This is a genomic window from Janthinobacterium sp. SUN033, assembly GCF_030397595.1.
GTDB lineage: Bacteria > Pseudomonadota > Gammaproteobacteria > Burkholderiales > Burkholderiaceae_D > Janthinobacterium > Janthinobacterium kumbetense.
In genome coordinates this window covers 438,822-465,341 of record NZ_JAPQNV010000003.1, presented here as the reverse complement: position 1 = coordinate 465,341, position 26,520 = coordinate 438,822, and the positions used below count along the sequence as shown (strand labels likewise).

25 protein-coding genes and 8 tRNA genes are annotated in these 26,520 nt (G+C 61.8%); 24 read left to right on the top strand and 9 right to left on the bottom strand.

From position 1 onward, the window contains the following. Positions 1-64 precede the first annotated feature (64 nt). Entirely contained in the window at positions 65-1,135 is a 1,071-nt protein-coding gene (locus tag OX460_RS15145; RefSeq protein ID WP_034778028.1) for a chemotaxis response regulator protein-glutamate methylesterase, read from the top strand. 147 nt (positions 1,136-1,282) lie between these two features. Beyond that, the gene (gene cheY / locus OX460_RS15140) at positions 1,283-1,681 is read left to right on the top strand and encodes a chemotaxis response regulator CheY (protein WP_010396677.1); all 399 of its coding nucleotides are present in this window, start codon (positions 1,283-1,285) and stop codon (positions 1,679-1,681) included. A gap of 74 nt (positions 1,682-1,755) precedes the next feature. Here the strand turns inward: cheY and OX460_RS15135 are convergent, their stop codons facing one another. After that, a complete protein-coding gene (locus OX460_RS15135; RefSeq protein WP_289899143.1) occupies positions 1,756-2,508 on the bottom strand; it encodes an SDR family oxidoreductase in 753 nt (250 codons plus the stop codon). Positions 2,509-2,802: 294 nt separating this feature from the next. Here OX460_RS15135 and OX460_RS15130 point away from each other — a divergent pair, with 294 nt between their 5' ends. Next, positions 2,803-3,255: a hypothetical protein gene (locus tag OX460_RS15130; protein WP_289899142.1), complete on the top strand. Its 453-nt coding sequence runs from the start codon at positions 2,803-2,805 to the stop codon at positions 3,253-3,255. 65 nt (positions 3,256-3,320) lie between these two features. On the opposite strand, the gene panC is transcribed toward OX460_RS15130, so the two are convergent. The 5 genes from panC to metG all read right to left on the bottom strand — a co-directional run bounded on the left by panC (position 3,321) and on the right by metG (position 8,137). Next, entirely contained in the window at positions 3,321-4,160 is an 840-nt protein-coding gene (gene panC, locus OX460_RS15125; RefSeq protein WP_289899141.1) for a pantoate--beta-alanine ligase, read from the bottom strand. A gap of 54 nt (positions 4,161-4,214) precedes the next feature. Then, entirely contained in the window at positions 4,215-5,147 is a 933-nt protein-coding gene (locus OX460_RS15120) for a ScpA family protein (protein ID WP_077402012.1), read from the bottom strand. Between the two features lie 17 nt (positions 5,148-5,164). Beyond that, the gene (locus OX460_RS15115; RefSeq protein ID WP_034778041.1) at positions 5,165-5,374 is read right to left on the bottom strand and encodes a DUF3460 family protein; all 210 of its coding nucleotides are present in this window, start codon (positions 5,372-5,374) and stop codon (positions 5,165-5,167) included. 107 nt (positions 5,375-5,481) lie between these two features. Next, positions 5,482-5,961, bottom strand: a complete 480-nt coding sequence (locus OX460_RS15110; protein ID WP_034778216.1) for a GNAT family N-acetyltransferase — start codon at positions 5,959-5,961, stop codon at positions 5,482-5,484. Positions 5,962-5,980: 19 nt separating this feature from the next. Next, on the bottom strand, positions 5,981-8,137 hold the full coding sequence (gene metG / locus OX460_RS15105; RefSeq protein ID WP_099664746.1) for a methionine--tRNA ligase: 2,157 nt from the start codon (positions 8,135-8,137) through the stop codon (positions 5,981-5,983). 160 nt (positions 8,138-8,297) lie between these two features. Between metG and apbC the strand changes: the two genes are divergently transcribed. The 3 genes from apbC (at position 8,298) to OX460_RS15090 (ending at position 11,719) form a co-directional block, all read left to right on the top strand. Then, complete coding sequence (apbC, locus tag OX460_RS15100) at positions 8,298-9,386, top strand: iron-sulfur cluster carrier protein ApbC (protein ID WP_034758315.1); 1,089 nt, start codon at positions 8,298-8,300, stop codon at positions 9,384-9,386. 87 nt (positions 9,387-9,473) lie between these two features. Further along, on the top strand, positions 9,474-9,881 hold the full coding sequence (locus OX460_RS15095; RefSeq protein WP_152257152.1) for a DUF4399 domain-containing protein: 408 nt from the start codon (positions 9,474-9,476) through the stop codon (positions 9,879-9,881). 152 nt (positions 9,882-10,033) lie between these two features. After that, positions 10,034-11,719, top strand: a complete 1,686-nt coding sequence (locus OX460_RS15090; protein ID WP_289899140.1) for an alkaline phosphatase family protein — start codon at positions 10,034-10,036, stop codon at positions 11,717-11,719. A gap of 5 nt (positions 11,720-11,724) precedes the next feature. Here the strand turns inward: OX460_RS15090 and OX460_RS15085 are convergent, their stop codons facing one another. Continuing rightward, positions 11,725-13,287, bottom strand: a complete 1,563-nt coding sequence (locus tag OX460_RS15085; protein WP_289899139.1) for a phospholipase D family protein — start codon at positions 13,285-13,287, stop codon at positions 11,725-11,727. 62 nt (positions 13,288-13,349) lie between these two features. Next, a complete protein-coding gene (gene lysA, locus OX460_RS15080) occupies positions 13,350-14,588 on the bottom strand; it encodes a diaminopimelate decarboxylase (protein WP_289899138.1) in 1,239 nt (412 codons plus the stop codon). A gap of 101 nt (positions 14,589-14,689) precedes the next feature. Between lysA and OX460_RS15075 the strand changes: the two genes are divergently transcribed. The 18 genes from OX460_RS15075 (at position 14,690) to aqpZ (ending at position 25,486) form a co-directional block, all read left to right on the top strand. Further along, on the top strand, positions 14,690-15,601 hold the full coding sequence (locus tag OX460_RS15075) for a LysR family transcriptional regulator (protein ID WP_099668160.1): 912 nt from the start codon (positions 14,690-14,692) through the stop codon (positions 15,599-15,601). 70 nt (positions 15,602-15,671) lie between these two features. After that, the gene (gene gltX / locus OX460_RS15070) at positions 15,672-17,078 is read left to right on the top strand and encodes a glutamate--tRNA ligase (RefSeq protein WP_289899137.1); all 1,407 of its coding nucleotides are present in this window, start codon (positions 15,672-15,674) and stop codon (positions 17,076-17,078) included. Positions 17,079-17,202: 124 nt separating this feature from the next. Further along, a tRNA-Ala gene (locus OX460_RS15065) sits at positions 17,203-17,278 on the top strand. Positions 17,279-17,345: 67 nt separating this feature from the next. Next, positions 17,346-17,421 (top strand) — tRNA-Glu (locus tag OX460_RS15060). 134 nt (positions 17,422-17,555) lie between these two features. Beyond that, positions 17,556-17,631 (top strand) — tRNA-Ala (locus OX460_RS15055). A gap of 38 nt (positions 17,632-17,669) precedes the next feature. Next, positions 17,670-17,745, top strand: a tRNA-Glu gene (locus tag OX460_RS15050). A gap of 48 nt (positions 17,746-17,793) precedes the next feature. Beyond that, positions 17,794-17,869 (top strand) — tRNA-Ala (locus OX460_RS15045). A gap of 304 nt (positions 17,870-18,173) precedes the next feature. Further along, positions 18,174-19,211 (top strand): DUF5694 domain-containing protein, encoded by a 1,038-nt coding sequence (locus OX460_RS15040; RefSeq protein ID WP_289899136.1) that lies wholly within the window; start codon positions 18,174-18,176, stop codon positions 19,209-19,211. Positions 19,212-19,452: 241 nt separating this feature from the next. Continuing rightward, a tRNA-Glu gene (locus OX460_RS15035) sits at positions 19,453-19,528 on the top strand. 123 nt (positions 19,529-19,651) lie between these two features. Next, positions 19,652-19,727, top strand: a tRNA-Glu gene (locus OX460_RS15030). A 57-nt stretch (positions 19,728-19,784) separates the two neighbouring features. Further along, a tRNA-Glu gene (locus tag OX460_RS15025) sits at positions 19,785-19,860 on the top strand. Between the two features lie 95 nt (positions 19,861-19,955). After that, on the top strand, positions 19,956-21,125 hold the full coding sequence (earP, locus tag OX460_RS15020) for an elongation factor P maturation arginine rhamnosyltransferase EarP (protein WP_289899135.1): 1,170 nt from the start codon (positions 19,956-19,958) through the stop codon (positions 21,123-21,125). 135 nt (positions 21,126-21,260) lie between these two features. Beyond that, the gene (locus OX460_RS15015; protein ID WP_034758247.1) at positions 21,261-21,836 is read left to right on the top strand and encodes an elongation factor P; all 576 of its coding nucleotides are present in this window, start codon (positions 21,261-21,263) and stop codon (positions 21,834-21,836) included. 207 nt (positions 21,837-22,043) lie between these two features. Beyond that, entirely contained in the window at positions 22,044-23,192 is a 1,149-nt protein-coding gene (locus OX460_RS15010) for an amidase family protein (RefSeq protein ID WP_289899134.1), read from the top strand. Between the two features lie 29 nt (positions 23,193-23,221). After that, the gene (locus tag OX460_RS15005) at positions 23,222-23,632 is read left to right on the top strand and encodes a hypothetical protein (protein ID WP_251351828.1); all 411 of its coding nucleotides are present in this window, start codon (positions 23,222-23,224) and stop codon (positions 23,630-23,632) included. Positions 23,633-23,697: 65 nt separating this feature from the next. Beyond that, on the top strand, positions 23,698-24,156 hold the full coding sequence (locus OX460_RS15000; protein WP_180278591.1) for an Ivy family c-type lysozyme inhibitor: 459 nt from the start codon (positions 23,698-23,700) through the stop codon (positions 24,154-24,156). Continuing rightward, a complete protein-coding gene (locus OX460_RS14995; RefSeq protein WP_099664737.1) occupies positions 24,156-24,566 on the top strand; it encodes a GNAT family N-acetyltransferase in 411 nt (136 codons plus the stop codon). Before OX460_RS15000 ends, OX460_RS14995 begins: the two co-directional genes overlap by 1 nt. Before the next feature lie 224 nt (positions 24,567-24,790). Next, positions 24,791-25,486 (top strand): aquaporin Z, encoded by a 696-nt coding sequence (aqpZ, locus tag OX460_RS14990; protein WP_289899133.1) that lies wholly within the window; start codon positions 24,791-24,793, stop codon positions 25,484-25,486. Positions 25,487-25,523: 37 nt separating this feature from the next. Here the strand turns inward: aqpZ and OX460_RS14985 are convergent, their stop codons facing one another. After that, complete coding sequence (locus OX460_RS14985; protein ID WP_099664735.1) at positions 25,524-26,354, bottom strand: helix-turn-helix transcriptional regulator; 831 nt, start codon at positions 26,352-26,354, stop codon at positions 25,524-25,526. Positions 26,355-26,520: the final 166 nt, after the last annotated feature.

Here is a 26,520-nt window from a genome sequence, read left to right as displayed (position 1 = left end):
GGCGATTTTGTCCGGTGTACTAATTTAATAAAGAAGAAGGGCCGCAAGGCCTGGAAGGATAACTATGAAGATCAAAGTATTGATCGTGGATGATTCGGCCTTGATCCGCAGCGTGATGACGGAAATCGTGAACAGCCAGCCCGACATGGAAGTGGTGGGCGCTGCGCCCGATCCGCTGGTGGCGCGCGAGATGATCAAGCAGACCAACCCCGACGTGCTGACCCTCGACGTCGAGATGCCGAAGATGGATGGCCTCGACTTCCTGGAAAAACTGATGCGCTTGCGCCCGATGCCGGTATTGATGGTGTCGTCGCTGACCGAGCGCGGTTCGGAAATCACCATGCGCGCGCTGGAACTGGGCGCCGTCGATTTCGTCACCAAGCCGAAGATTTCCATCCAGAGCGGCATGCGCGAGTACACGGACATGATCGCCGACAAGATCCGCGCCGCCTCGAAGGCGCGCATCCGCGCGCGCACCCTGCCGTCGGCCAGCGACAAGGTGGCCGCGCCGCTGCCTGCGCTGCGCAGCCCGTTGACGTCGAGCGAAAAGCTGATCATCGTCGGCGCCTCCACGGGCGGCACGGAAGCCATCCGCGAATTCCTCATGCAGATGCCGTCCGATTGTCCCGGCATCCTGATCACGCAGCACATGCCGGAAGGCTTTACGCGCTCGTTTGCGCGCCGTCTCGATTCGCTGTGCAAGATATCGGTGCAGGAAGCGGCAGGCGGCGAACGGGTACTGCCCGGCCACGCCTACATCGCGCCCGGCCATTCGCACCTGACCCTGACGCGCAGCGGCGCCAACTACATGACCAAGATCGACCAGGGTGAGCCGGTAAACCGCCACCGCCCGTCCGTCGACGTGCTGTTCCGTTCGGCCGCGCAATCGGCCGGTAAAAATGCCGTCGGCGTGATCCTTACCGGCATGGGCAAGGATGGCGCACAAGGCATGTTGGAGATGAAGGCTGCAGGAGCGTATAATTTTGCGCAGGATGAAGCCAGTTGCGTGGTGTTCGGCATGCCGCGCGAGGCGATCGCCGTCGGTGCTACGCATGAGGTCGGCGCTCTGACGGCGCTGCCTGGCATGGTGCTGGGACACCTGGCTGCGCATGGCATGCGTGCTTTGCGCGTGTAAGCCACGTTTTATATGATCTGAGGCAAGTTTGTTCGCCTAAAAGCAACGAAAATGCTATCCTACAACTTGCTGCCGTAGTGTCGACCATAATGTCGGCATTCATGTCGATATTATTAACAAACCGCTACAGAAACAACGGAGTTATTCATGGCTGATCCAAAGATGAAATTTTTAGTCGTTGACGATTTTTCGACGATGCGCCGCATTGTCCGGAATCTGTTGAAGGAACTGGGTTATGCCAACGTCGATGAGGCGGAAGACGGCGTGATGGGCCTGGCCAAGCTGCGCGCGGAATCGTATGATTTCGTCGTGTCGGACTGGAACATGCCAAACATGGATGGCCTGACGATGCTGCAGCATATCCGTGCCGATCCCGCACTGGCCAAGCTGCCCGTGCTGATGGTCACCGCCGAAGCAAAAAAAGAAAACATCATCGCCGCCGCCCAGGCTGGCGCCAGCGGTTATGTCGTCAAGCCGTTCACGGCCGCGACCCTCGATGAAAAGCTGAACAAGATTTTCGAGAAGCTGGAAAAAGCCGGCGCCTGATCACGGCTTGATACCGATCAAGAAAAACGCTGCCAATGCGAATTGGCAGCGTTTTTTTTTCGTCCGCAAAAAACTCAGACCAGCCCGCCATTCGCGCGCAGGGTCTGGCCATTCACCCAGCGGCCATCCGGCCCTGCCAAAAAGGCCACGGCGGCGGCGATGTCGTCCGGCGTGCCCAGGCGTTCCAATGGCGCCATCTTGCCCATGCGCTGTATCGTTTCGTCCGTCTTGCCGTTCAAGAACAGCGCCGTGGCCGTGGGACCGGGGGCGACGGCGTTGACGGTGATGTTCTTGCCGCGCAATTCCTTGGCAAAGATAGCCGTCATCGTCTCGATGGCCGCCTTGGTGGCGCCGTAGACGGCATAGCCGGGCAGGGCCAGGCCGATCACGCTGGTGGAGAAATTGACGACGCTGCCGCCGTGGCGCAAGCGTGTCGCCGCCTGGCGCATGGTGTTGAAGCTGCCCTTGACGTTGATGGCGAACAGGCTGTCGAAGGTGGCGTCGTCCGTGTCGGCCAGGGCCGGCAGCGCGGGCGGCATGATGCCGGCATTGTTGACCAGCACGTCGACGCCGCCGTAGGCCGCCTCGGCCGCATCGAACAGCGCTTGCACCTCGCCCGCGTCGGCGACGTTGGCCTTGACGGCGATGGCGGCGCCACCGTCGGCCACGATGGCCGCCACCAGCTGCTCCGCTGCCATGTCGCCGCTGGCGTAATTGACGACGACCTGCATGCCGTCGCGCGCCAGGCGGCGGGCGATGGCTGCGCCGATGCCGCGCGAAGCGCCCGTGACGATGGCGACCTTGGCCGGTATAGCTGCTGCGTTCATGGGTGTTCTCCTGTCGTGGTGGGAGGCCCGCATGTTGTCGCTGCGAACCAGTGCAGCCATTGTCATCTTTATTGATTGATGGATAAAGATGGGTTTGATGATTTCAGTGTGCAAATTGCATTAACAATTGTCCCAGGCATGCGGGGTACGGACGGATAAGATCCCGCTGCCTGCAGATAATTGCGCAAAGGAATGAAATATTTCCCAAAGTTAACTTTACACGTCAAATAATTTGGCCCATGATCGCTGCAGTATTTCCCCTTTGTCCCCGCCCCCGACAAGAAGGAGCGCACGATGCGCCGAGCACCCGTATTATTTTTCGCCCTGGGCACGGCCCTGTTAACGGCCTGCGGCGTGAGCCTGGAACAAACGGCCGTTGCGCCCGTCGCGTCGGTCGAGATGCAGGAGCCTGCCGCGCAGCCGGTAGCCGAAGCCGATGGCCGGCATGCCTATTTGCACCGCGTGGGCGGCCATGACTACGTCAGCCTGAGCCAGCATGGCCCGCAGGGCGGCTTGCCGATACTCACGGGTACGCAGCGCCATGCGCACGCCATCCGCCTGCTGGCAGCCGATCCGGCCCAGGCGCGGGCCATCCTGCGCAGCCTGAGGCTGCCTGCGAACCAGCGCAAGCTGTGGGCGGGAGAAGAAATCGTGCTCGATGCGGCCAGCTATGACATGTTGCAAGCGGCACGCGGCAGCAACAGGCCGCTGTTTGCCGAACTCAGGCTGGTAGGGATGGAGAAGTAAGGAAAAGAAACAGAAACAGAAACGGGACCGAATGGCCCCGTCGAGGTGACGCTTGGAGATGGCGCTTAAATTTCCAGGTTGTCGATCAAACGGGTCTGGCCCAGCTTGGCGGCGGCCAGCACCACCAGCGGTTCGCCGGCGGCCAGTTCGGTGGCGTTCGGCGCCTGCAGGTTGGCACGCTTGCGCACGGCGATGTAGTCCGATTTCCAGCCGCGGCCGTCCAGCAGCTGCATGGCCGCCTGTTCCAGTTCGCCGACGGCAAGGTTACCCTTGCGCACTTCCTCGGCGACGCAATTGAGGCCCTTGAACAGTTCCGGCGCTTCCGCGCGTTCGCTTTCCGACAGGTACATATTGCGCGAGGACAAGGCCAAGCCATCGTCTGCACGGTAGGTCTCGGCGGCGATGATTTCCGTCGGCAGCGCGAACTGGCGCGCCATGTTGCGGATGATCATCAACTGCTGGTAATCCTTCTTGCCGAACACGGCCACGCGCGGACCCACGCACGAAAACAGCTTGGTGACGACCGTGCACACGCCTTCGAAGAAGCCGGGACGGAATTCGCCTTCCAGGGTATTGCCCAGGTCATCGGGCGGGCGCACGCGGTATTCCTGCGGCTCCGGGTACAGTTCCTTTTCCGTCGGCGCGAACAGCACGTACACGCCTTCCTTTTCCAGCTTGGCGATGTCGGCCGCCATGGTGCGCGGATATTTCTCGAAGTCTTCGTTCGGGCCGAATTGCAGGCGGTTCACGAAGATCGAGGCGACGACGGGGTCGCCATGCTTGCGCGCCAGGCGCATCAGCGACAGATGGCCTTCGTGCAGGTTGCCCATGGTGGGGACGAACGCCGTGCGCAGCTGTCCGCTGAGCTGGTCGCGCAATTCTTCGATGTCGGAAATAATTTTCATGGATTGCTTTCGCTAAAACCCCGTTGTACGGTGGTCAGTGACAAAGGGAAGGAGTCAGGCGGGCGAATAGGCCAGCCGGACGTAGATGGGGGCAAACGGTTCTGCCTGTGTGATTTCGATCAGGGTTTCCTTGGCCAGTTCCAGCAGGGCCACGAAGTTGACCACCACCACGGGCACGCCGCCGGCAATGTCGAACAGCTCGCTGAATTCGACGAAGCGCGACGATTGCAAGTGGCGCAGGATGCTCGACATGTGCTCGCGCACGGACAGTTCCTGGCGGCTGATGCGGTGATGCTGGGTCAGTTTGGCGCGTTTCAGCACGTCGAGCCACGCCTGCTGCAAGTCCACCGGTTCCACGTCGGGCCAGGTGGGCGTCAGGCTTTGCTCGATGAAAATCTGCGTGCGCACGAAATCGCGTTCGAACTGGGGAATGGCGTTCAGGTCGTAGGCGGCCAGCTTGATCTGTTCGTACTCGAGCAGGCGGCGCACCAGTTCGGCACGGGGATCGCCGCCATCTTCCTCGACGTCGCTCTTGCGCGAAGGCAAGAGCATGCGCGACTTGATCTCGATCAACATGGCCGCCATCAACAAATACTCGGCCGCCAGTTCCAGGTTGCGCACGCGGATCTGGTCGACATATTTCAGATATTGCAGGGTCACCTGCGCCATCGGGATATCGAGAATATTGAAATTTTGCTTGCGGATCAGGTAGAGCAGCAAGTCGAGCGGGCCTTCGAAGGCTTCGAGGAAGATTTCCAGCGCGTCCGGCGGAATGTACAAATCCGTCGGCATGCGCATCATCGGCTCGCCATACAGGCGGGCGATGCCCAGCGGGTCGGCGGCGGGCGCCGCGTCCGTTACTGCCGTGGCGGATGCTGCAGGGTCGCCGCTGCCGTCGCCGCCAGCGGCGGGTTCGGGCGACTCGATGACTGCGCCAGCACCGGAAGCGTCGGCTTCCGGCGTGACTGCAGACTCTTCAGGCAACATCGTGCCGGTTCCAGATCTTAGTTCTTGTTCTGGTAAACGTAAGCCTGTTGCTTGACGGCCGACGCCAGCTGGCGCTCCTGCTCATCGATGCTGACGGCCGGCTTGTCCCACAGCAGGGCGCGGCCCGCTTGCTGGCCCGCTTCCATGCCAGGATTCTTGGCCTTCAGTTCAGCGATGAACAAGGTGTGGTCGGATACGTAGTTGTTGTGTTTTGCAGGCAGTTTCATATTCTCTTCTGAGTGTCTTATAGGTAAGGTCAGCCGGCCGTATTTTACCGCGCCGTGCCGCCTGGCGGGTTGTTGTATCGGCAAGTCCGGGGCGAAATTGCTAAAAATCAATAACGCAACAAACGCCGCATCACCATCGGCGCCGGTTCGGCGGGGTTGGCGTGCGAATATTCCAGTTCTTCGGCCAGGTCGAATTCGAAGGCCGCATAAAAATCGATCAGCTTGCGCTGGTCGCGCCGCACGGCCAGGCGCAATTCCTCCGCCTGGCACGACAGGCCGTGATGAATGATGGCTTCCAGCAAATGTTGCGAAACGTGGCTGCCCCGGTAGGCGGGCAGCACGCCCATGCGTGAAATCTTCCAGATGGCGGGATCGCTGTCGAGCGGCATCCAGCGCAGCGAGCCGGCTGGAATGTCGTCGATCAGCAACAGAAAACCGCCGCCGTGGCGCAATTGCTCTTCCACCTGCTGCGCCGTCTCGTGGTGTCCACTGGACGAGGCCGCCACCTTGCCGGCCCACGCAGCGCGGGTCAGCTCGGCCATCAGTTGTGCATCGGCATTCGTTGCTTCGCGCACCACGATATTCATCATCGGTCCTTGTGCGGGCTTAGCGGATGCGCATGCCAGGTTCGGCGCCTGGCCAAGGGTTCAGGATGTAGATGCCCGGATTCGCCTTCTCGTCGGCGCTTGATGCGGCCATGACCATGCCTTCGGAAATGCCGAACTTCATCTTGCGCGGCGCCAGGTTGGCCACCAGCACCGTCAGCTTGCCGACCAGCTCTTCCGGCTGGTAGGCCGAACGGATGCCGGAGAAGACATTGCGCAAGCGGCCTTCGCCCGCGTCCAGGGTCAGGCGCAGCAGCTTGTCGGAGCCGTCGACCAGTTCGCAGTTGACGATTTTCGCGATGCGCAGGTCGACCTTGAGGAAGTCGTCGATCTTGATCTCAGGCGCCAGTTCCTCGATGGCGGAGGCCGGTGTTTCAGCGACCGCTGCGGCGTCGTTCGCGGCATCGCCAGCCGGCGCCGCGATGGCGGCAGCTTGCGGTGCGTCAAACAGCGCTTCGATCATCTTTGCATCCATGCGCGTCATCAAGTGGCTGTAGGCGCCGATGGTACGGCCCAGCATGCTGTTCGAGACGGCGTCGCCGAACACTTGCGTATCGGCCCAGGTGAATTGCTCGTCGTTGAGGAACGAGGCCACGTTCTTGGCCACGCCCGGCAAGACCGGCGACAGCAGGATCGTCAACTGGCGGAACAGGATCAGGGCCGTCGTGCACACGTCGTGCAGTTCGGCTGTCTTGTCCGCATCCTTGGCGAGGATCCACGGCTTGTTTTCATCGACGTACTGGTTGGTGATGTCGGCGATTTCCATGATCTCGCGCAAGGCCTTGCCGAATTCGCGGTTCTCGAAGTGCGCGGCGATGCTGGCCTGGCGCTCGACGATGACGCCGTTGGCGTCCACCGTCAGCGCGCGGTTGATCCAGCTTTGCGCGCCTTCCGACAGCGTCGATGCCAGTTTGCCGTCGAAACGCTTGGCGATGAAGCCGGCACAACGGCTGGCGATGTTCACGTATTTGCCGATCAGGTCGCTGTTCACGCGGGCCACGAAGTCGTCGCCGTTGAAGTCCAGGTCTTCCACTTTCGAGTTCAGCTTGAAGGCGATGTAGTAGCGCAGCCATTCCGGGTTCATGCCCAGGTCCAGGTAGCGCAGCGGCGAGATGCCCGTGCCGCGCGACTTCGACATCTTTTCATTGTTGACTGTCAGGAAGCCGTGCACATTGACTTTCAGTTTGTCGATCACCGGGTGGCCGGCGAATTTCAGCATGGCGGGCCAGAACAGCAAATGGAAGGAAACGATGTCCTTGCCGATGAAGTGGATTTGTTCCGTGGCAGGATCGTTCAGCAGGGCGTCGAAATCGAGGCCTTTCTTGTCGCAATAGTTTTTCAGGCTGGCCAGGTAGCCGACCGGCGCGTCCATCCACACATAGAAGAACTTGCCCGGCGCATCGGGAATCGGGATGCCGAAATAGGGCGCATCGCGCGAGATATCCCAGTCGGCCAGCTTTTCGCCCGCTTCGCCCAGCCATTCGCTGACCTTGTTGACCATTTCAGGCTGCAAGCGGCCTGGCGTGTTGAGCCAATCCTTGAGGAATTCGAAGCAGCGCGGGTCGGACAGCTTGAAGAAATACTGTTCCGACGGCTTCATCACGGGCGTCGCGTTGGTGAAGACCGAGAACGGGTTGACCAGGTCGGTCGGCTGGTAAGCCGCGCCGCACACTTCGCAATTGTCGCCGTACTGGTTCTTGGCGCCGCATTTCGGGCATTCGCCCTTGATGTTGCGGTCGGCCAGGAACATGCCCTTGACCGGATCGAAGAAGCGGTCGACGGTTTTCGTGACGATCAGGCCCGTATCGCGCAGCTTGCGGTAGATCGATTGCGACAGATCAACGTTTTCCGGCGAATCGGTCGAATACCAGTTGTCGAAGGCGATATGGAAGCCATCGAGGTACTGGGCGCGGCCGGCCGCGATGTTGGCGACGAATTGCTGCGGCGTAATGCCTTCCTTTTCGGCGGCGATCATAATGGGCGTGCCATGCGTATCGTCGGCGCCCACAAAGTGCACTTCACGGCCGGCTGCGCCATCGCGTTGCATTCGCTGGAACCGGACCCAGATATCGGCCTGGATGTATTCCATGATGTGGCCAATGTGAAAAGCGGCGTTTGCGTAAGGCAGGGCAGTGGTGACGAACAGCTTGCGAGTCATGATTGATGCACTTTTGGGATGGATAATAGGTCATTTTAACAGCGGAAAGGCAATATGAGCAGATGCAGCGCTGGCAAGTGATGCTTTTGCCGCCATCGCGCCATGCAAATTTGCGCTAGACTGCGCGTATTGCACATATGTAGTACACACGGAGATTTACATGAGCATCACAGTAGAAGACGTCAAGGCCGCGTTGGCCCAGGTTATTGATCCAAATACACATAAAGATTTCGTTTCCAGCAAAACCGTCAAGAATCTGAAGGTCGATGGCGATGACATTTCGCTCGACATCGAACTGGGTTACCCCGCCAAAAGTCAGATCGACCTGATCCGCAAATCCGTGCTGGCCGCCCTGCGCGTGCTGCCGGGCGTGGGCAACGTCAGCGTGGGCGTGTCGTCGAAAATCATTTCGCACACGGTGCAGCGCGGCTTGAAGCCGATGAGCAACGTGAAAAACATCATCGCCGTCGCTTCCGGCAAGGGCGGCGTTGGCAAATCGACCACGGCCGTCAACCTGGCCCTGGCCCTGGCGGCCGAAGGCGCCACCGTCGGCATGCTGGACGCCGATATCTATGGCCCGTCGCAGCCGATGATGCTGGGCATCAGCGGCCAGCCGAAGACCCTCGATGGCAAGAGCATGGAACCGATGGAAAATCACGGCCTGCAAGTGTCGTCGATCGGCTTCATGATCGATCCGGACGAACCGATGGTGTGGCGCGGCCCGATGGTCACGCAAGCCTTGCAGCAATTGCTGGACCAGACCAACTGGCGCGACCTCGATTACCTGATCGTCGACATGCCGCCAGGCACGGGCGACATCCAGTTGACGCTGTCGCAGAAAGTGCCCGTCACGGGCGCCGTCATCGTCACGACGCCGCAGGACATCGCGCTGCTGGACGCGCGCAAGGGCTTGAAAATGTTCGAGAAAGTCGGCATTCCTATCCTTGGCGTGGTGGAAAACATGAGCACGCACATTTGCTCGAACTGCGGCCATGCGGAAGAAATCTTCGGCGCCGGCGGCGGCGCGAAGATGTGCGCGGACTTCGGCGTGGAATTCCTCGGCGCCTTGCCGCTGACCATGGCGATCCGCCAGCAGACGGATTCCGGCACGCCGACCGTCGTGGCCGAGCCGGAAGGCCCCGTCGCCGTCATCTACAAGCAGATCGCCCGCACCATCGCGATCAAGGTGGCGGAAAAGGCGAAGGATATGACGAGCAAGTTCCCGTCGATCGTCATCAAGAACGATTAAACGTTGGGCTTGGCGCTGCCACGCGCCATTGTCAGCAGGAATATGGTTTCATGCAGTCCGTGTTGTTATTAAACAAGAGGAGACATCATGCAATTGACCACCGTATTCCTGCGCCAAGCCGCAGCCGTGATCGCCGGCAGCCTGTTGGCCGCCAGCGCGTTTGCGCAATCCGTTTCGTTCGTCGAGCCCGTCGATGGCGCGACAGTGAGCAGCCCGTTCAAAGTGAAATTTGCCGTCAGCGGCATGGACGTCAAGCCGGCCGGCGACATGACGGCCAAGACGGGCCACCATCATCTGCTCATCAATATGGGGCCGATGAAGGCGGGCGAGATGATACCCATGGACGATAAACATTTGCACTTCGGCAAAGGACAGACGGAAACGGATGTCACCTTGCCGCCGGGCCAGTACACCCTGACGATGCAGTTCGCCAACGGCGCGCACCAGTCGTATGGGCCGGAGTTGAGCAAAAGCATCAAGGTGACGGTCAAGTAAGCCAGGCAAATAAGCCAGGCAAATTCATCCGTTTCAGTAAAGGCCGGGTTCCAGCGATGGAGCCTGGCCTTTTTCATATTGTTGCCTCTTGTCATTATTGTGTCATATAGTCGGCGTATGCTGGCCGGTGGCCTAACTTTTGATGAGCGGATATGACGAAACATTTCTCCCTTTCCCGGCAACTGGCGCAGGCGCTGCTGCTGGCGGCTGGCGTGGCGGCGGGCCAGGTGCATGCGGCCAAGGCCGTTCCTGCTGTTTCTGCCGGTGCGGCGCAGCCGAAGCTGGTGGTGGTGCTGGTAGTGGACGGCTTGCCGCAAGAGCAGGTGACGCGCTACCGCGACCAGTTCGGCCAGGGCGGTTTCCGCCGCCTGCTGGAGCAGGGCGCGTGGTTCAGCGATGCGCATCAGGCGCATGGCATCACGGTCACGGCCATCGGCCACTCGGCCGTGCTGTCGGGCGCCTATCCTTACCAGCATGGCGTGATCGGCAATAACTGGATCGATCCCGTCACGAAAAAATCCGTGTACTGCACCGAGGATGGCAATTTCCATTACATCGGCGAAGACACGCAGCCCGACGACGGCACGGCGCCGACCAAGCTGCGCGTGAGCACCCTGGGCGACGAGTTGCGCTATTCCACGGGCGACAAGGCGAAGGTCGTCACGGTGTCGGGCAAGGACCGGGGCGCCATCCTGCTGGCCGGGAAAACGGGTACGGCGTATATGTACATGGAAAAGACGGGCAATTTCGCCAGCAGCACCTATTATATGCAGCAGCATCCGCAATGGGTGCAGCGCTACCAGGCCGCCAAACCGCAAGACCGTTATTATGGCAAGAGCTGGACGCCGCTGCTGGCCGATTCCGCCTATGCGCGCGATGCCCGCGATGATCTGGTGCCGGCCAAGCCGGGTACGCGCAACACCTTCCCGTTCGCCTATTACAGCGACAGCGGCAAGCTCGATGGCGAGTACTACAGCCGCTTGAAGGCCGGTCCCTTCCTCGATGAACTGACCCTGGAATTCGCTCGCGCTGCCATCGATGGCGAAAACCTGGGCCACAACCCGGCCGGCGTGCCCGATATCCTGGGCGTGAGCCTGTCCGCGCACGATTATGTGAATCACGCCTACGGCCCGGAAAGCAAGATGTCGCACGACCACCTGCAGCGCCTGGACCGCATGCTGGCCGGCTTCTTTGCCGACCTCGATAAAAAAGTCGGCATGGACAACGTGCTGGTGGTGCTGACGGCCGACCATGGTTTTGCCAACGTGCCGGAATTTGCCGAAACGCGCGGCTTCTCGGCCAAACGCATCGATGGCGCCAAACTGGTCGATGCCTTGAACCAGCACCTGGCGACTAACCTGGGCATCGACAAGCTGGTGACGACGTCGTCGCTGCCGAATATCTACCTCGATTACGCGCTGGCGGAGAAGGGCGGCGTCAATCGCGCCGCCCTGGAAGACGCGGCGGCCCGCTTCCTGCTGCAGCAGGACGGTCTGGCGCAAGTCTATACGCGCACGCAGATGGAAACGGGAGCCGTCGCCACGCGCATGGACACCCTGATGCGCCGCGCCTGGAACCGCCAGCTGTCGGGCGACCTGATGGTCGTGACAAAGCCGGCCTGGTACTTCGGCAAGGGCGCGGGCGGCACTTCGCACGGCACGCCTTACACGTATGACACCAACGTGCCGCTGATGGTGTTCGGCCCCCGCTGGATCAAGCCGGGCGCCTATGGCCAGTATGCGGAAGTGGTCGATATCGCGCCGACCCTGGCGCACCTGCTGCGCATACGCCAGCCGTCGGCGTCGGAGGGGAGGATTTTGATGGAAGCGGTGCGCTAGACCGTTTACAACAGCCAGTCTATCGGCAGCACCGACAGAATCGCCACCCCCAGACGCTTCCACACGCTGGTGCCCGGCTCCGTGTCGTAGCGCGTGGTGGCGCCGCTGGCGTCGCGGGCGATCCAGTACAGCGCGCCGTCGTCGCCCAGGAGTACCTGGTAGGCGCGCTGCGGGATGGTGGTGCGCATGGCTTGCCCCAGCTGGCTGGCCAGCGCGGGGCTGTCGATGACGAGGCCCATTTCCGTGTTCAATTCGATCGAGCGCGGGTCGAAGTTGAACGAGCCGACAAAGATGCGCCGGTCGTCGACGGCAAAGGTCTTCGCATGCAGGCTCGATGCGGAGCTGCCGAAGCGGCCCGGCTGTGCGCGCGCATCGCCGGCTTCCCACGAGCGGCGCGACTCGTACAGCAGCACACCAGCTTCCAGCAGCGGTTTTCTCCACTTCGCATAGCCGGCATGCACGGCCGCCACGTCGGTCGCTTCCAGCGCATTCGTCAGGATGCGCACGCCGACGCCTTTTCTTGTCAGGTCGGCGAAGGCCTGGGTGCCGGCTTTGCCGGGCACGAAATATGGCGACACCAGGTCCACTTCCTTTTCCGGCACGCCCAGCAGGTTTTTCAGGTTGTCCGCCACGCCCGTGCCTGGCCTGGCCTTGTCCAGCACTTTGGCCGGGTCGTCGCTGACCATGCGCGTCCTGGCCCATTCGAAGGGCAGGGTGCGCTCCATCATTTGTCTGACGAAGGGCGAGGTGCGCAGCGCCTGCACGTATTCCTCGGCCGCCTTGGTGTCGTCGATGCGGTCCGCTTCGGCGGCGATGGTGGCCGCGTCGCCCTCGACAGGGCTGGTCAGCAGCAGGCTGGCCGGGTAGGCCGAGGCGCTGTTCCAGTAGCGGTCGAAATCGCGCGAAACGTCGTCGACGACGGGGCCGACGGCCAGCACGTCCAGGTCGGCAAACAGCACGTCGCCGGCCGCGCCAAAATATTCGTCGCCCACATTGCGCCCGCCGACGATGGTGGCCTGGTTATCGGCCGTAAACGATTTGTTGTGCATGCGCCGGTTGAGGCGGGAAAAATCGGTGGCAAAGGCCAGCGCGCGCGGCGCGCGGGGCACGAAGGGATTGAACAGGCGGATTTCCAGGTTGTGCTGTTTGCCCAGCATCGCCAGGGTCTGGTCCAGGCCCGCCGTGTTGTTATCGTCGAGCAGCAGGCGCACGCGCACGCCCCGCTCGGCCGCCTGGCGCAGGGCGTCGAACAGCAGGGTGCCCGTGATGTCCTTGTGCCAGATGTAGTACTGCACGTCCAGGCTGCGCTGGGCGGCGGCGGCCAGCAGGGCGCGCGCGGCAAAGGCGTCGCGTCCATCGGCGAGCGGGTAAATGCCGGACACGCCGGGATGCTGCGCCACCATGGGCGCAATGGCCGTGGCCAGTTGGGTGTGCTTTGTGTCGGCGATGACGCTGGATGCCACGCGGCCTTCCAGCGAAGGCAGCGAGACGCAGCCGGCGAGGACGGCGGACAGCAGCAGTGGCAGTAGCCGGGTGGCGCTGCGGAAGGGAAGTGCTTGGGCGGGCATGGCGGGCTTTCATCGGGTTGCCCCGATGTTAGCAGATGCGCATGCCCGCACGGGGCGAGGTGTTACAACTGTTCCAGCGCGATCAGTTCGGCCACCGTCTGGCGGCGGCGGATCAGGCGGGATTGTTCTCCGTCGACCAGGAATTCGGCCGCATGGGGACGGCTGTTGTAGTTCGACGACATCGACGCGCCATACGCGCCCGCGCCTTCGAAGACGACGTAATCGCCCACCTGCGCGGCCGGCAGGAGGCGTGTTTCGACCACGCCGCTGTCGCGCTGGGTGAAGACGTCGCCCGATTCGCACAGGGGGCCGCCGACGACGGTAGCGCGCTGCATGTCCAGTGCGCGGCCGTCATGCGCGATGACCGACATTTCATGGTAGCTGCCGTACATGGCAGGGCGCATCAGTTCATTGAAACCCGTATCGAGCAAGGTGAAGTGGTTGCCGCCCATTTGCTTGGTGGCGCGCACTTCGGCCACCAGCAAGCCCGCGTCGGCCACGAGGAAGCGGCCCGGTTCGATTTCCAGGTGCACGCGATGGCCCAGGTGCGCCTCGATCTGCTTGCGCGCCGCATCCCATAGCTGGAAGTAGTGGTCCGTGTCGACCGGCTGCTCGCCTTCGCGATAGGGTACGGACAGGCCGCCGCCCGTGGAAATGGCTTCGATGTCGTGGCCCATGTTTTTCACCAGGTCGACCATGGTGCCGCAGACGGTTTCCAGGTGGCTGTAGTCGACGCCCGAGCCGATGTGCATGTGCAGGCCCACCAGGTGCAAACCATGTGCGCGGATGACGGCCAGTGCCTCCGGCAGCTCTTCGTGCCAGATGCCATGCTTGCTGTTTTCGCCGCCCGTATTGGTCTTGTTGCTGTGGCCATGGCCGTAGCCCGGATTGATGCGCAGCCAGACGCGGTGGCCGGCCGACACTGGGCCCAGCTGGCGCAGCATGTCGACGGAGCCGCAATTGACTTCGATCTTCGCCGCCGCCACGCGCGCCAGGGTGGCGCGGTCGAACAGGTCGCAGGTAAAGACCACGCCGGCGGCGCCATTCGTTTGCGCCGGCGCAAAGCCTGCCTGCAGCGCGCGCTCGATCTCGCCCAGCGAGACGGCGTCCACGTGCACGCCCGCTTCGCGCATCAGGGTGAGCAGGTGGATGTTCGAATTGGCCTTTTGCGCGAAGCGCACCGTGTCGAACTGCGCCAGCTGCGCGATGCGCGCGCGGATGGTGGCCGCGTCATACACCCACAGGGGCGTGCCGTGTTCCTGGGCGAGTTGGGCGAGGGTCTGGTCGGTGACGGGCTTCATCGTGTGCTTTCGGTGGAATGAGGAGATAGCGCATGATGGCCGATTGTGCTTCGACTATAAAATATCTATTTGGGGTTACCTTATTCATTTATGATATGACCATGACTATCTCCCTGCGCCATATCGAGGTCTTCCGCGCCATCATGACGACGGGCAGCGTGACGGCCGCCGCCGCCATGCTGCATACGTCGCAGCCCACCGTCAGCCGCGAGCTGGCGCGCTTGGAACACTTGACGGGCCTGACCCTGTTCGAGCGCGAGCGGGGGCGGCTGCGTCCCACGGCCCAGGCGCTGCAGCTGTTCGAGGAAGTGCAGCGCGCGTATTTCGGCCTGGAGCGCATCGTCAGCACGGCGGCGGCCTTGCGCCAGTTCGACCAGGGGCAGCTGTCGATCGCCTGTCTGCCCGTGTTTTCCCAGTCGCTGCTGCCGCAGGCGTGCAAGCGTTTCGTCGCCGATTTTCCCAAGGTGAGCATCAGCATCACGCCGCAGGAGTCGCCGCTGCTGGAAGAGTGGCTGTCGGCGCAGCGCCACGATATCGGCCTGACGGAAGTGGGCAATGCGCCGCCGGGCACGGCGCTCGATACCTTGATGTCCGTCGATGAAGTGTGCGTGCTGCCCGACGGCCATGCGCTCGCCGGCAAGGCCGTGCTGCAGCCGGCGGACTTCGCGGGCCAGCCTTTCATCAGCCTGGCCGCCGTCGACCCCTACCGCCAGCAGATCGACGCCATCTTCGCGCAGGCGGGCGTGGAGCGGCGCATGGCGCTCGACACGCACAGCGCTGCCTCCGTGTGCGCGATGGTGCGCGAAGGCGTGGGCTTGGCCATCGTCAATCCGCTCACGGCCCTCGATTATGCGGGGCAGGGCTTGCAGATCCGCCGCTTCGGCGTTTCCCTGCCATTTACGGTGAATCTGGTCAAGCCCCTGCACCGGCCCCTGTCGCAACTCGTCGCCCTGTTCGAGCAGGCGTTGCATGCGCAGGCGGCGGAGGTGAAAAGGCGCTTGCTGCAGCTGTGACGGTGCTTGTGGAGCGGCGGCGGTCAACAGAGTAAAATGGCGTTTTACTTATTCAAGCCTGATTACTTCGATGACCACAACCGCTACTCCTGTCCGCACCCGTTTCGCTCCCAGCCCGACCGGCTATCTGCACCTGGGCGGCGCCCGCACCGCTTTGTACAGCTGGGCGTATGCCCGCCACTTCGGCGGCACCTTCGTGCTGCGCATCGAAGACACGGACGTGGAGCGTTCCACGCCGGAAGCCGTGCAAGCCATCATCGAAGGCATGAAGTGGCTGGGCCTGGACCACGATGAAGGCCCGTTCTACCAGATGCAGCGCATGGACCGCTACCGCGAAGTGGTGGCGCAGATGCTGGTCGAAGGCACGGCATATCACTGCTACTCGTCGCCGGAAGAAGTCGAAGCGATGCGCGAGCGCATGCGCGCCGCCGGTGAAAAGCCGCGCTACGACGGCACCTGGCGTCCGGAGTCTGGCAAGACCCTGCCGGCCGTGCCGGCCGACCGCAAGCCCGTCGTGCGTTTCAAGAACCCGCTCGACGGCGACGTGACGTGGGACGATGTGGTCAAGGGCACGATCACGATTTCCAACCGCGAGCTGGACGACCTGGTGATCGCCCGCCCGGACGGCACGCCGACGTACAACTTCTGCGTGGCCGTCGATGACTGGGACATGCAGATCACCCACGTGATCCGCGGCGACGACCATGTCAACAACACTCCGCGCCAGATCAACATCCTGCGCGCCATCGGCGCACCGTTGCCGCTGTACGGCCACTTGCCGATGATCCTGGGCGCGGATGGCGAGAAGCTGTCGAAGCGCCATGGCGCCGTCAGCGTGATGGATTACCCGGCGCAGGGCTTCCTGCCGGAAGCGATGCTGAACTACCTGGCGCGCCTGGGCTGGAGTCATGGCGACGATGAAGTGTTCTCGACCGAGCAATTCTGCGAGTGGTTCAACCTGAACCACCTGTCGAAATCGGCGGCCCAGTTCAATAATGAAAAACTGGCCTGGCTGAACAACCACTATATCAAGCAGGCCGACAATACGCGCCTGGCCGACCTGGCGCATCCGCAAATGGTCGCCGCCGGCGCCGTCTTCGAAGGCGCGCCGGACCTGGCGCAAGTGCTGGGCATGATGAAAGAGCGCGCCAACACCGTCAATGAGCTGGCTGCCGCCTCGATGCTGTTCTTCCGCGAACCGCAGCCGGAAGCGGAACTGGCCGCGCAGCACATCACGGATGCCATCAAGCCCGTGCTGGCGCAGTTTGCCGAGCGTATCGCCACGGTGGAGTGGAGCAAGGAAGCCGTCGCCGCCATGATCAAGGAAGTGCTGGCCGCGAACACCATCAAGATGCCGCTGCTGGCCATGCCTTTGCGTTTGATCTTGACGGGCCAGCTGCAGACGCCGGCCATCGACCAGGTGGTGGTGATTTTCGGCCGCGACACCGTGCTGGCGCGCTTGGCAAAGTGGCTGTAATTGTCGCGCCGAATTGAGCGTGTAAATGCGGTGCGGAAACCGCCCCTATGAAAAGTTGCTCATAGACGAAAAAGGGTATTTGCAGAGTGAAACTTCTTTGCTATACTCTTGTTTCTGCACCAACGGGGGTATAGCTCAGCTGGGAGAGCGCTTGCATGGCATGCAAGAGGTCAGCGGTTCGATCCCGCTTACCTCCACCAGCAGCAAAATCGCAGTCAGGTTTTGTTAGTCGTTGAAGTGGTGCAGTAGTTGTTTGGAAGTTCCGCGGTCCCCATCGTCTAGAGGCCTAGGACATCACCCTTTCACGGTGAGTACAGGGGTTCGAATCCCCTTGGGGACGCCAGGTAGTTGTGGTATAGTAGTGGCAGTTGTTTGTACTGATTGTTGTAAGTTCAGGCCCGTAAAAAGCGGAATCTGGATGGAAAGCAAGTAGTGGAACAAAGTCGCCAAGTGCGGCTTTTATTATTTCTGCGCCCGGGGGGTATAGCTCAGCTGGGAGAGCGCTTGCATGGCATGCAAGAGGTCAGCGGTTCGATCCCGCTTACCTCCACCAACAGCGCAGAAGTAAGGTGGTAAAACTGTAGTACCGAGGTCCCCATCGTCTAGAGGCCTAGGACATCACCCTTTCACGGTGAGTACAGGGGTTCGAATCCCCTTGGGGACGCCAGTTCAGTCTGGTGTTGTTGTAAAGAAGTAGCAGTGTTTCTGCGCCCGGGGGGGTATAGCTCAGCTGGGAGAGCGCTTGCATGGCATGCAAGAGGTCAGCGGTTCGATCCCGCTTACCTCCACCAACAGCGCAGAAGCAGGTGGTAAATGGAAGTGAATAAATCAAAGTCGCCTTGAGCGGCTTTTTTTATTTCCGAAGCATTTTCCGTCAACCTCCCTTAATAGCATATAAGTCACAAGATATTCAAAGTCGCCTCGGGCGGCTTTTTTTGTGCCTATTGGTTGCATGGATATAACTGACAGTGATTTGCGGAGTGGTTACATTTGGCAGGCGGCTTGATTTCATCATGCCCGCGGATAAAAAATGGACCATTACACTGAGGAGACAGGATGCACCGCGTATTTGCCAGTTTTTTTCTTGCTGCCGTTATGCACGTTCCCGCGCACGCGGAGGCGCCGCCTGCGGCGAAATTCGATCCTGGTGCGCTGAAGTTGCAAAAGGGGCCGTTCAATGACGTGCTGGTGCTCGGTTCGCCCCATTTGGCGCAATTGCCAACATCGTTTGATCCGTCTCAATTGAGCTTGCTCAACGAGCGCCTGGCGGGCTGGCGGCCGGATGCGATCGCGATCGAGGCGCTTTCCGGCTTGCAATGCGCTTACTTGCGCGCCTATCCGCAGCGCTATGACGATACGGTGAAAGCGTATTGCTATGACACTTCCGCCGCGCGGGCCGCCACGGGGCTCGATGTGGTGGCGGCCACGGCGCAGGCCGAGCGTTTGCTGGCCGCCTGGCCGGCGGCGCCGTCCGCCGCCCAGCGGCGCGCATTGGCTTCCCTGTTCCTGGCCGGTGGCGAGCGTGCATCGGCGCTGGTGCAATGGCTGCGCCTGCCTGCGGATGAGCGGCGCGCCGGTGACGGCGTGAGCGAGCCCCTGGCCGCGAACCTCAATTCCCTGCTGGGGCAGCGCAACGAGAGTTATCAGATTGCTGCCGTGCTGGCGGCGAAGGGCGGGCACGAGCGGGTGCATGCCATGGATGACCACACGTCCGATATGCCTGTCGACGATGAAAAGGCGTATGCCAAGGCGATCAGGGCGGCCTGGAATAATTCCTCTTCGGCCGAGCGCAAGCGCATCCATGCCGGGTTTGAGGAGCAATGGAATACGCCCGCCGGTGTGCTGGCGATCTACCGCGCCTATAACGGACGCGCAGAGGCGGACCTGGCCTTCCGCGGCGACTTTGGCGCGGCGCTGGAGGAGCCGTCGCCGCAGCGTTATGGCCGCAACTACGTGGCCTCCTGGGAGGTGCGCAACTTGCGCATGGCGTCGAATATCCGCGAAATCATGGCGGCGCGCCCGGGCATGCGCGTGCTGGTCATCGTCGGCGCATCCCACAAGGGCTACCTGGAGGCGTATCTGGGCCAGATGCATGACGTGCGCATCGCCAGTACGGGCGATATCTTGCGTTAAGGAATGCTTTTGCCGCGCCAGACGGTTGGCGCGGTTTTCCCTGCGTGCCTGGCGTGCCGCCGCTTCCATATCTTCCTGCCATCATCCTGTCCCCATAGGGAGCGTTGATACAAATAAGGTGGAAAAAAGAAGGCCGGCAGTTGATTTCGTGAATCGCTTCGTGTTAAACTTCGCGCACGCTTTTTTGAGGGGCTAAGCAAAGCCTTCAACGAAGAGTCCGCTGAGAGTAAAGCCAGCACAGGTCCCCATCGTCTAGAGGCCTAGGACATCACCCTTTCACGGTGAGTACAGGGGTTCGAATCCCCTTGGGGACGCCAGGATTTAGTTGTAAAGTAAGAGTGCAGTGCTGAATGGGCCTGACAAGTCAGGCTTTTTTTGTTTCTGCAATATTGCTGCAGTACCGGGTCAGGATGCAATTAGTGCATTCAGGACAGATTTCTGTCCCCATCGTCTAGAGGCCTAGGACATCACCCTTTCACGGTGAGTACAGGGGTTCGAATCCCCTTGGGGACGCCAGATTCGCAAGCAGTAACAGGTCGGGATGCGGAATAGTGCATTCAGGACAGATTTTCTGTCCCCATCGTCTAGAGGCCTAGGACATCACCCTTTCACGGTGAGTACAGGGGTTCGAATCCCCTTGGGGACGCCAGACCGGCTGAATCAGCCAACAAAAAAGCCGCCTGGTAACAGTGCGGCTTTTTTGTTATGGGCTGCCATGCCACATTTTTCTCTTCCCCTTTGAATATGCCATTAGCTACCGATCGCGCGCCAACGTTGGCCATCTTCTGCAAAGTCGTCGACAACTACGGCGATATCGGCATTTGCTGGCGCCTGGCGCGGCAGTTGAGCAGCGAGCATGGCGTGGCCGTCACCCTATGGGTCGATGATTTGCCGAGTTTTCGGCGCATCTGTCCGGAAATCGACGTGGCGGCGCCAGTGCAGCAGACCGGCGGCGTCACGGTGCGCCACTGGCGCGACCAGGAGGGCGCATTCGCGCCGGCCGACGTCGCCGACATCGTCATCGAATTCTTTGCCTGCGACATTCCTCCCGGCTATATCGCCGCCATGGCGCAATGCGCGCCGCATCCCGTGTGGCTGAACCTGGAAGGCTTGACGGCGGAAGAGTGGGTCGAGGGTTGCCACGCGCTGACGTCGCCGCGCCACGGCATGATCAAGCATTTCTTCTTTCCCGGCTTTACGAACAAGACGGGCGGCCTGTTGCGCGAAGCGGCGCTGGACGAGAAAAGGCTGGCATTCCAGGCCGATGCGGGCGCCATGGCGGCATTCCTCGGGCAATTCGGCGTGACGGCGGCGGAAATGTCCGCCCTGAAGGTGTCGCTGTTCTGCTACCCGTCCGCCCCGGTCGCCGAACTGTTTGCGGCCTGGCAGGCGGGCAGCGAACCCGTGACGTGCCTGGTGCCGGAAGGCGTCGCGTTCGATGCCGTTCAGACGTTTATCGGCGACGATGCGGCGCTGGCCGGTGCGGCGCGCACGCGCGGCGCGCTCACCGTGCGGGTGTTGCCTTTCGTGCCGCAGGACGATTACGACCGCCTGCTGTGGGCGTGCGACGTCAATTTCGTGCGCGGCGAGGATTCCTTCGTGCGCGCCCAATGGGCTGGCCAGCCGTTTCTCTGGCATATCTATCTGCAGGATGAAAACTTGCATCACGTGAAATTGCGCGCCTTCCTGCAGCGCTATGCGGCCGATGCGGACGGCGCCATCGACAGTCTGGTGCAGGCGGCGTTGGCCTGGAATGGCGCCAGCGCGGACGCCTTGCCGTGGGCGCAGCTGTGGCCCGCTTTGCAAGCCGACCTGCCGCGCATCCGGGCGCGCGCGCAGGCCTGGCAGCGGCAGATGCAGGCCAATGGCGATCTGGCAAGTAACCTGCTGGCGTTCGCTGGCGCGACGAGATAGGCGCTTGCCAAAAATTAAGGTAAAATGCCCGGTTATTTCTAACGTATTTTTAACCGATCAAACGCAAGCTTGCGGCGCCGATGGCGCACAGGCGGCAGATGGTCTTCATGCAACCCACTTTTTACGTACATTCCTATGAAACCCGCAAAAGAAATTCGTGTTGGCAATATCATCATGGTCGACAGCAAGCCAATGATCGTGTTGCGTTCTGATGTCAACGGTTCGAGCCGCACGGGCTTCACCTACAAATGGAAGATGAAAAATCTTCTGACGAACACCCCGATGGAAAACGTGTTCCGCGGCGACGACAAGTTTGACGTTGTTGTTCTGGATAAAAAGCCAGTGACGTATTCGTACTTCGCCGACCCGCTGTTCGTGTTCATGGACACCGAGTACAACCAGTACGAAATCGAAGAAGAAAACCTGGGCGAAGCGCTGAACTACCTGAAAGATGGCATGGAATGCGAAGCCATTTTCTACGACGGCAAAGCTATCTCCGTTGAACTGCCTACGACCATCGCCCGTCAAGTGGTGTACTCGGAGCCAGCGGTCAAGGGCAATACTTCGGGCAACGTCCTGAAAGAAGCCAAGATCGAAAACGCCATCGACGCACACCGCCACACCGTGCAAGTGCCGCTGTTCGTGGCACAGGACGACGTCATCGAAATCGACACCCGTACCAACGAATACAAGCGTGTCGTACGCAACTGATAGATTCTTGCACTGCGCCGCGCGCATGGCCCGGCAGATGCCGGTCTGGTTTGCCTCAGTGCTGGATCACCAAGAAACGCTGCCTTCGGGCGGCGTTTTTTTTTGCTTAAAAAATAATTCCCTTCAACAACAATTGTGTTGCAAGGACTGCTATGCTATGGCTACAACATTATTGCGGTAGAAACATTGAAGTTTCCTGGAGATAGCATGCAGCGCAGTCAGATGTTACGCAGTGGCGCGTCTCGGGGCGTGGCGCGTCCCGTATTGGCCCGTGCCACGGCGCCCGCCAGTCCCATGGCCCATCTGCTCGATGCGGGCGTGTTGCCGCAACAACAGATGATGCAGGCGGGCAAACTCAGTTCCCATGCGCTGACGTCGCAGTACCTGGGGCGCATCCGTTCCCTGTGCAGCATCGGCGCGCGCGCCTATCCCGGCATTGAAATCAACCCCGATGCGCTGAAAATCGCCCTGGAAATGGACCGCGAACGGCAGGTGCACAAGGTGCGCGGCCCCTTGCACGGCATTCCCGTCGTCTTGCGCGACAATATCGCCACGGGCGACCGCATGAAGACGCGCACGCAGGCGCCCCTGGCCACGCATGCCAGCTGCGATTCCTTTGTGGCGGCGCGTTTGCGCGCAGCCGGCGCCGTCATCATCGGCAAAAGCAATTTGCGCCAATGGGCCGCCGTCAGCGTGCCGCATGCCAGTGCCAGCTGGGCCGGGCTGACCATTCTCGCCGTCGACAGCGCGGCGGACGGTTCCATCGTCGCGCCGGCTTCAAACTGCGGCCTGGTCGCCATCAAGCCCACGGGCAGGACTGCCGAGGGGCAGGGCGGCGAGCCGGCCACGGCCGGACCGATGGCGCCCAGCGTGCGCGAGGCGGCCTGGCTGCTCGCGGCCCTGAGCGGCGAACGCCTGGCCGATGGCGTGGTGTTGGATGCCGCCGGCTTGCATGGGCGCCGCATCGGCGTGGCGCGCAGCCTGTTCGGCCTGTGCGCCGGGACCGATGCCGTGATCGGGCAGGCGCTGCTGGCGTTGCGCGAGCAGGGCGCGGAATTGATCGAGATGCCGCCCGCGACCGGGCCTGGCGGCATCGAAGCGCTGCTGGGCTCGCACAGCCTCGATGCGCTGGTGGGGCCCACCTGCCATGGCGTGGCGCAGGCGCCGTCGGCCTTGCCGCACATTACGGTGCCGGCCGGCGTGGCCGGGGGCTTGCCGGTCGGCTTGTCCTTCATCGGCCCTGCGCACGGCGACATGCAACTCATCGCGATGGCGTATGCCTATGAGCAGGCGACTTTGCACCGGCGTACGCCCGCGTTGCCGTCGAGCATTACCCTGGCGTTGCGCCTGCCATGATGATTTTTTTCGTTTTCTTTCGATAAACTATGCTTGCAACCTTGCTGCTGACTGCGGCCGTGACGGCCATTCCGACTCCTTTTGATGCCGCGCAATTGTCTGGCAGCTGGTCCGACAGCGTCAATACGAACAGTGTTTGCGAAGAAGCGCGGCACTTTACGCGCATGCAGCTGTCTGACGATCATCAGCGGCTGGCGATCTTCAGCGACCGGACGTGGAAAAGCAAGCTGGGGGAAACCAACCGCTTTGCCGCGACGGTGGTGGCGGAAACGGAGCGCAGCCTGACTTTGCGCTATGACAATGAAACCCGCCTCAATGCCGCTGGCAAGCTGGTGGAGTGGCAGTTGATCATCGTCGCGCCCGGCGTGTACCGCTGGCGCGAGACGGGATGGGCGGAAGGCAAGGTCAACGGGGTCGTCGGTATCCGCTGTTCTCCCTGAGGCGGGCGCGCAAGCATGCCATTCTGCTATGCTGCCCGCATTATTGAATGCTTTTAGGAGATTGCATGTCCGCACGTTTGTTCCTGCCCCTGTTCCTGGGCGCCGCCGTGGCGCTGGCCACCCTGCCGGCGCACGCGCGTACGCCGCAACTGTCGCTGATCGAGCAGGCGCAAAGCTGCGACGGCGGCCACACCTGCCCGTACTTCCCCGACGTCTACAAGGCGGACTACGCCTTTCGCAAGGCCTTCAATATCGGCCTGAAGAAGGCTGGCCTGAAGCGGCAGCGCTGGGTGCCGAATGGTGTGGCGAGCCCGCTCAAGCCTGTCGAGATCGACGGCAAGGCGCGTCTGCTGAGCAGTGTCTGCGAACCGCACAATTGCGGCCACCGCTACTCCATCCTGTACGACCCGGCCGAGCGCAGCATGACGGGCGTGTATATCGGCAGCGATGGCAAGGGCGGCTCGCGCACCGTCTACTTCGGCGAACCCAGCATCGCCGAAGCCGACATGTTGTTCAAGAACTGATGCACGCGCCACTGCGCATTTCCAGCGAACGCGGCGAGCTGGACGTGGCCATGATCCACCGCTACCTGAGTGAGCAGTCGTACTGGAAGCGCGGCGTGGCGCTGGAAACGGTGCGCAAGGGCATCGCCAACGCGCTGTGTTTCGGCGGTTATGTTGATGGCCAGCAAGTGGCGTTCGCCCGGGTCATCACCGATTACACGGATTTTGCCTACCTGCGCGACGTGTTTGTGCTGCCGCAATACCAGGGGCGCGGCTATGGCAAGCAGATCGTGGCCGCCGCGCTCGGCGATGCGCGTGTGCGCGATGTCGTCTGGATGCTGGGCACCGATGACGCGCATGGCCTGTATGCAAGCTTTGGTTTTGCGCCACTGGAGGCGCCACACAAGTACATGCGCCGTCCTGCGGCGTGAGAATTATCAAAACAACCTTTAGGTGTCAAGAGAACTATTGACATTGTTGTACGTAATAATGTTGCATTGATAATGACATCATGTCATTATGCGCGCTCTGCAGCTTACGCAGCGGTGCGTTGCTGGCGCTGTGCTTTGCCGTCGCTATCTGGCGGGGCAAAGGTGGTGAGCGGTCCGATTGGTCGTCCCTGGCACGTTTTCTCGTCACTTTAAAGGAATACATCATGAAACAATATGGCGCCGAATTTCTCGGCACGTTCTGGCTGGTCTTCGGCGGTTGCGGCAGCGCCGTGCTGGCCGCCGCCTTTCCCGGCCTTGGCATCGGCTTTGCCGGCGTAGCGCTGGCCTTTGGCCTGACGGTGCTGACCATGGCTTACGCCATCGGCCACATCTCGGGCTGCCACCTGAATCCTGCCGTCTCGATCGGCCTGTGGGCCGGCGGCCGCTTCCCCGCCAATCAACTGTTGCCATACATCATTGCGCAAGTGCTGGGCGCCATCGTGGCCGGCGGCGTGCTGTACGTGATCGCCAGCGGCCAGGCCGGTTTCGATGTCAGCAAGGGCTTTGCCTCGAACGGCTTCGGCGCCCATTCGCCGGGCGGCTATTCGATGCTGTCGGCGCTGGTCATTGAAATCGTGCTGACGATGTTCTTCCTGATCGTCATCCTGGGCGCCACCGACAAGCGCGCGCCGGCCGGCTTCGCCCCGCTGCCGATCGGCCTGGCGCTGACCCTGATCCACCTGATCAGCATTCCCGTCACGAATACCTCCGTCAACCCGGCCCGCAGCACGGGCGTGGCCCTGTACGTGGGCGACTGGGCCACCAGCCAGCTGTGGCTGTTCTGGCTGGCACCCATCATCGGCGCCTTGCTGGGCGCACTGGCCTACCGCTTGATTGCCGGCGAAAAAGAATCAGCTTGAACATGTAAAAAAAGCAGCCCGCGGGCTGCTTTTTCATTTAGTCGGCGGCGCGCCACTCGCTCAGGTAATGCTGCGGCGTGCGGCCCAGGATGCGGCGGAACATGGCGCTGAAGGCGCTGGGGCTGGCGTAGCCCAGCGCATAGGCGATGGCCGCCACGCCTTCGCCCCGGTCCAGGCGGCAGAAGGCCTCGGCCAGGTGGACTTGCTGCAGCCATTGGCGGTAGTGCAAGCCCGTTTCCTTCGGGAATAAGCGGATCAGGGTGCGCGCGCTGGCGCCCGCATCCTGCGCCCAGTCCTCGATGCTGCGCCGGCTGCCGGGCGCGCTCATGATGGCCGAACAGACGGCCACCAGGCGGCGGTCGCGCGGCCAGGGGATGGCGATGGGCACGGTATCGGCCGCCGTCAGCTCCGACAGGATCAAATGCGCCAGCCAGTCGCCGCGGCCCGCCAGCGCATATTCGATCGGTTCGGCCAGCAAGGCCAGGATCAGCTCGCGCAACAGCCGGCTCACTTCCAGCACCTTGCAATCGGCGCCATACGGGGCGGCCACCTGCGCATCGATGTACACGGTGCGCATGCTCAGTTCGCTCAAGATGTGGACTTCATGCACCACGCCCACGGGGATCAGCAGGGCGCGCCGCGGCGGCAATATCCACACGCCGTGCTCGGTGGAGACGCGCATCACGCCTTCCGTCGCATACAGCAGCTGCGCCCGCACGTGGCTGTGCGGCGCCGTATAGTCGCCCGCCGCATATTGCCTGGACATGGCCGTCACGGGGCGCGGCACGTGCTGGTAGTCGTGCGAGCTGGTGCTGCGGCTGAACGGCACGCCATCGGGATGGGTCTGGGCGGGTTGCTGGGTGTACATGTGGGGCGCGGGCTTGTCTCTTGGTTGTCACTTGGGCGACGATTATTGGAAGTTATCAGTTCAGTGACCATACTATACTGGCTTCTTTGCCGGGCCGCCCGCCGTGCCCGATTATTGCGGATGAGACATGCACACAACCACACCTGCCCCAGCATTGGCTACGCCC

Excerpts from the sequence above, each read along its gene's own strand:
- OX460_RS15040 (WP_289899136.1), top strand. The coding sequence starts at position 18,174 with ATGCACGTTCCCGCGCACGCGGAGGCGCCGCCTGCGGCGAAATTCGAT.
- OX460_RS15130 (WP_289899142.1), top strand. The coding sequence starts at position 2,803 with ATGCGCCGAGCACCCGTATTATTTTTCGCCCTGGGCACGGCCCTGTTA.
- cheY (WP_010396677.1), top strand. The coding sequence starts at position 1,283 with ATGGCTGATCCAAAGATGAAATTTTTAGTCGTTGACGATTTTTCGACG.
- OX460_RS15115 (WP_034778041.1), bottom strand. The coding sequence starts at position 5,374 with ATGAAACTGCCTGCAAAACACAACAACTACGTATCCGACCACACCTTG.
- metG (WP_099664746.1), bottom strand. The coding sequence starts at position 8,137 with ATGACTCGCAAGCTGTTCGTCACCACTGCCCTGCCTTACGCAAACGCC.
- OX460_RS15075 (WP_099668160.1), top strand. The coding sequence starts at position 14,690 with ATGACTATCTCCCTGCGCCATATCGAGGTCTTCCGCGCCATCATGACG.
- OX460_RS15145 (WP_034778028.1), top strand. The coding sequence starts at position 65 with ATGAAGATCAAAGTATTGATCGTGGATGATTCGGCCTTGATCCGCAGC.
- gltX (WP_289899137.1), top strand. The coding sequence starts at position 15,672 with ATGACCACAACCGCTACTCCTGTCCGCACCCGTTTCGCTCCCAGCCCG.
- OX460_RS15000 (WP_180278591.1), top strand. The coding sequence starts at position 23,698 with ATGTCCGCACGTTTGTTCCTGCCCCTGTTCCTGGGCGCCGCCGTGGCG.
- panC (WP_289899141.1), bottom strand. The coding sequence starts at position 4,160 with ATGAAAATTATTTCCGACATCGAAGAATTGCGCGACCAGCTCAGCGGA.
- OX460_RS15135 (WP_289899143.1), bottom strand. The coding sequence starts at position 2,508 with ATGAACGCAGCAGCTATACCGGCCAAGGTCGCCATCGTCACGGGCGCT.
- OX460_RS15010 (WP_289899134.1), top strand. The coding sequence starts at position 22,044 with ATGCAGCGCAGTCAGATGTTACGCAGTGGCGCGTCTCGGGGCGTGGCG.
- OX460_RS15120 (WP_077402012.1), bottom strand. The coding sequence starts at position 5,147 with ATGTTGCCTGAAGAGTCTGCAGTCACGCCGGAAGCCGACGCTTCCGGT.
- OX460_RS15015 (WP_034758247.1), top strand. The coding sequence starts at position 21,261 with ATGAAACCCGCAAAAGAAATTCGTGTTGGCAATATCATCATGGTCGAC.
- OX460_RS15085 (WP_289899139.1), bottom strand. The coding sequence starts at position 13,287 with ATGCCCGCCCAAGCACTTCCCTTCCGCAGCGCCACCCGGCTACTGCCA.
- OX460_RS15005 (WP_251351828.1), top strand. The coding sequence starts at position 23,222 with ATGCTTGCAACCTTGCTGCTGACTGCGGCCGTGACGGCCATTCCGACT.
- aqpZ (WP_289899133.1), top strand. The coding sequence starts at position 24,791 with ATGAAACAATATGGCGCCGAATTTCTCGGCACGTTCTGGCTGGTCTTC.
- apbC (WP_034758315.1), top strand. The coding sequence starts at position 8,298 with ATGAGCATCACAGTAGAAGACGTCAAGGCCGCGTTGGCCCAGGTTATT.
- OX460_RS15090 (WP_289899140.1), top strand. The coding sequence starts at position 10,034 with ATGACGAAACATTTCTCCCTTTCCCGGCAACTGGCGCAGGCGCTGCTG.
- OX460_RS15110 (WP_034778216.1), bottom strand. The coding sequence starts at position 5,961 with ATGAATATCGTGGTGCGCGAAGCAACGAATGCCGATGCACAACTGATG.
- OX460_RS14995 (WP_099664737.1), top strand. The coding sequence starts at position 24,156 with ATGCACGCGCCACTGCGCATTTCCAGCGAACGCGGCGAGCTGGACGTG.
- earP (WP_289899135.1), top strand. The coding sequence starts at position 19,956 with ATGCCATTAGCTACCGATCGCGCGCCAACGTTGGCCATCTTCTGCAAA.
- OX460_RS15095 (WP_152257152.1), top strand. The coding sequence starts at position 9,474 with ATGCAATTGACCACCGTATTCCTGCGCCAAGCCGCAGCCGTGATCGCC.
- lysA (WP_289899138.1), bottom strand. The coding sequence starts at position 14,588 with ATGAAGCCCGTCACCGACCAGACCCTCGCCCAACTCGCCCAGGAACAC.
- OX460_RS14985 (WP_099664735.1), bottom strand. The coding sequence starts at position 26,354 with ATGTACACCCAGCAACCCGCCCAGACCCATCCCGATGGCGTGCCGTTC.